This window comes from Microbacterium sp. (assembly GCF_049661145.1).
In the GTDB taxonomy this organism is placed as follows: Bacteria; Actinomycetota; Actinomycetes; order Actinomycetales; family Microbacteriaceae; genus Microbacterium.
This window is the reverse complement of sequence record NZ_JBASZT010000025.1, coordinates 1-3,678: the sequence shown is the minus strand read 5'-3', so window position 1 is coordinate 3,678 and position 3,678 is coordinate 1. Positions and strand designations below refer to the sequence as shown.

At 71.9% G+C, this 3,678-nt stretch carries 2 protein-coding genes and 2 pseudogenes; all 4 read right to left on the bottom strand.

Features of this window, described 5'->3' with window-relative positions; translation table 11 throughout:
- A pseudogene (locus WBP48_RS01185) lies at positions 1-631 on the bottom strand (transglutaminase); the annotation flags it as partial.
- A gap of 4 nt (positions 632-635) precedes the next feature.
- Positions 636-1,991: a DUF58 domain-containing protein gene (locus WBP48_RS01180; RefSeq protein WP_424434846.1), complete on the bottom strand. Its 1,356-nt coding sequence runs from the start codon at positions 1,989-1,991 to the stop codon at positions 636-638.
- Positions 1,988-2,953 (bottom strand): AAA family ATPase, encoded by a 966-nt coding sequence (locus tag WBP48_RS01175; RefSeq protein ID WP_424434843.1) that lies wholly within the window; start codon positions 2,951-2,953, stop codon positions 1,988-1,990. The genes WBP48_RS01180 and WBP48_RS01175 overlap by 4 nt, the downstream gene beginning before the upstream one ends.
- A pseudogene (locus tag WBP48_RS01170) lies at positions 2,950-3,678 on the bottom strand (hypothetical protein); the annotation flags it as partial. The pseudogene WBP48_RS01170 and the gene WBP48_RS01175, both read right to left, overlap by 4 nt.

Below are 3,678 nucleotides of genomic sequence, written 5' to 3'. Positions count from 1 at the left end.
CGGCCCGCCGCAGGGCCTGCGCCCTCGCCTCGCGGCTGCGCCACGCGAGCCACAGCACCCCGGCCAGCAGCGAGGAGAGCCCCAACGCCGTCTCCACGGGTGCCGCCAGCGTCAGTGGACCCAGCGGCAGCGCCGCGCTGACCTCGGCGCGTCCGAACAGCAACCCGAACGCCGCCATCGCGATACCGATCGCGACGGCGAGGACGGCGACGGCATCGGTGCGCCACGCCACGAGGAGAGCGGCGGCCGTGCCGGCGAGAAAGACGATCAGCGCGGGCACCAGCAGGTTGCGATACGACCCGACAGGCAGATCGACCGTGAGGAGGTCCTTCCACCCGAACAGCACCCCCGTCGCCGCTTCGCCCAGCCCGTGCAGGAGCTGATCGGCACCGCCGAGCCGGGAAGGCACGGCGAGCGGCACCGCGACGACGAGAAACACCAGGGCCAGGAGTCCCGCCGCCGCCCAACCGCTCCAGCGCCGCCACGTCACGAGGGCCGCGATCGCCGCTCCCAGGAGGGATGCCGCGGCCACCAGCACCACGAACGATGACGAACGGTAGATGGGCCACGCCGCGACGGCGGCGACCACTACCGCAGCGGCGACGTAGGCGGAGCCGGCGACGTACCTCACACCATCACCCCGTCGCTCCCCGCAGGAGAAGCCCGGCGAGATCCTCGAGCACGCCGACCGTGACCACCGTGAGCGGACCGACGATCCGGGTGCGCGGATGGGCGCGCTGATCGCAGACGACGGCGATCACGACGGCATCGGCGGGAAAGGCGAGCGCCGCCTGCCGCAGCGCCGCGAGACCGACCTGGGAGCCGGCGACCATCACCGCGATCGACAGACGTTCGTTCGCCTCGGCGGCCAGGCGGCACACGTCGGCGAACGACATCGTGTTCGCAAGCCGCTCGACCCCGCTGAAGCCGTCGAGCACGACGCGCGGTGCGGTCGCGGAGATGTGGCGGATGGCCCGCAGACGACCACGGACGACGCGCGGGATCTCGGCACCGACGACGATGTCGAGGTCGCGCGCGTCGTGCACGGCGCGCAGCGTCAGGGAAGCGGCGACGCTGATGGCCAGTTCGAACTCGTCGGCGGAAGCGTACTCGGCCTCGGCGAGCCCGAGGACGACCGCCATGCGCGAGCGCCGTGACTCCTCGTACTGGCGCACCATGAGCCGACCGGTCTTGGCCGTCGACTTCCAGTGGATCTGGCGGCGCGCATCGCCCGGCGCGTACTCGCGGATCGCATGGAAGGACATGTCGGCATCCACGAGGCGCCGAGTCGGGCTCCCGTCGAGGTCACGGATGAGTCCGGCGCTGGACGACGGCACCGCCACGGTACGCGGGTGCACATACAGATCGTGCACGTCGTCGAAGGCGTGCTCGCGATGCAGCATCCCCAGCGGATCCGAACGCACCGTCGTCACCGGGCCGATCCGCACGATGCCGCGCCGCTGCGGCGGCAGCTCGAGCGTTCGCACCGATTCCGCCCCCGCGCGCAGCAGCGGAACACCGAACTCCACCAGTCCCGCGCCGACGGCGACGTCGATGCGGCCGGGCAGCGCGATGCGTGTCCCGATGTTGCGGACGACCACCGTGGCCGCCGCCGAGGATCCGGCGACCACCCGCTGATGCCCGAGCGCGAGCGAGACGCGGTACGAGCGGACGTGAAATAGGAAGGGCACGCCGAGCAGCAGCATCGCCAGGGCCGCGATGCCGGCCACGAGCGCTTCGACCCAGCCGAACACCGCGCCGGCGGCAAGACCGACGGTCGCGGCGACGAGCACGAGTGCGCCGGCCGGACGCACGGTCGCACGGCACCACGCCACGACGGCGCGCAACCCCGCCCTGGTCGCCGTCCCGGCGCGCGAGACCCAGACCGCTGCTCCGACGAGTGCCCGGTCACGCTGTTCGGTGACTTCGGTCCGCTCACCCGTCAGGTGTCCCGCCCCCGTGCGGGTCAGTCGGGTGTCGCCGAGAGTCATGACACCTCCCGGCGGACAGGCGGCGGCACGTCGAGCAGTACCTGACCGATGACAGCCTCGGAGGTGACGCCGTCGAACTCCGCTTCGGGGTGCAGGATCAGCCGATGGGCGAGCACGGCGACGGCAAGGCGTTTGACGTCGTCGGGTGTGACGTAGGTGCGCCCGTGCGCGGCCGCTGAGGCGCGAGAGGCGCGCGTGAGGGCGAGCGCACCGCGGATGCTGACGCCCAGGCGCACCTCGTCGGCGGACCGCGTCGCGTCCACGAGCCGAGCGATGTAGTCGAGAACGAGCGCGTCGACGTAGACGCTGCCCGCGAGCTCTGCCATGCCCGACAGCGCACCGGGGGTGATCACCGCCGACAGCTCGGCGGTCGGCACCGCCGCCTGATCGAGGATCCGCACGGTGGCGGCATGATCCGGGTACCCGAGCGACGTGCACAGCAGGAAGCGGTCGAGCTGCGCCTCGGGCAGCCGGTAGGTGCCGGCCTGCTCGACGGGGTTCTGCGTCGCGAGAACGAGGAACGGCCGGCCGACGTCACGACTGACGCCGTCGATCGTGACCCGGCCCTCCTCCATCACCTCCAGGAGCGCGGACTGCGTCTTGGGGCTGGCGCGGTTGATCTCGTCGGCGAGCACGATGTTGGCGAAGACCGGACCGGCGTGGAACTCGAAGGCACCGGTCTTCTGGTCGTAGACCGTGATGCCGGTGATGTCGCCCGGCAGCAGATCCGGCGTGAACTGGATGCGGGTGGTCGTGCCCTGCACCGACTGTGCGACCGCCCGGGCGAGGGACGTCTTGCCGGTGCCGGGAACGTCCTCGATGAGCACGTGGCCCTCGCTCAGCATCGCCGTCAGTACGAGTTCGACGACGTGCCGCTTGCCGAGGACTGCGCGCTCGACGTTATCGGCCAGCTGCGAGAAGGTCTGCGCGAACCAGGCGGCCTGCTCGGTCGTGATCGTCATGGGGTGGTTCCTCCGGGGGGTGAGGTCTCGGGCGCGGGCGTCGGGGTGGCCGATGCGCCGCTCACGGTGGCCGTCGTCGTCGTGCGGCCGAACGAGCGCGAGTCGAACCACGACTCGGCGCACATGACGAAGGTGTACCGTCCGTCAGCCGCGAGCCCCTCGAACACGGCCGGCGATCCGTTCACCGACGTCTCGCACTTCTTCCCTTCGGGGACGATGCCGTAGCGCACGGTCGCCCCATCGCCCCCCGGCACCGCGGTGCCGATCGCGGTCACCGTCATCCGTCCGTCACCGGTGTCCACCGCCGACAGCGTGAGCACGGGCGAGGTCGGTGCTCCGATGCCGTGCGCCGGCACCACGATCGCTCCCGCGGCCGGGTCGGAGATCCCGGGCGGCGCCTCGTACCGGGAGACGGGCGTCACCGTCACCGGCGTCGCCGTGTTCGCGCCGACGCGGAACGCCGGGACCGACACCCGCGGCTGACCGGGTTTCACGGCGACGGTACGCGTCTCGCCGACGGGGCTGCTGATCTGCAGGGCGACGGTGTTCTCGGTGTCCACTCCCCCGATCGTCAGCGACGCGACGCCGCCCTCGGGTCCTGCCACTTCGGGAACCGCCTCCGCGCCGGCGGGCGCGGCAGGCGGATCGTACGCCCACGCCGTCGTCTGCACCGAAGCGCGCGACAGACCCACCGCGTTGACGGCGAACGCCTCGTAGACCCGCCG

Excerpts from the sequence above, each read along its gene's own strand:
- WBP48_RS01175 (WP_424434843.1), bottom strand. The coding sequence starts at position 2,953 with ATGACGATCACGACCGAGCAGGCCGCCTGGTTCGCGCAGACCTTCTCG.
- WBP48_RS01180 (WP_424434846.1), bottom strand. The coding sequence starts at position 1,991 with ATGACTCTCGGCGACACCCGACTGACCCGCACGGGGGCGGGACACCTG.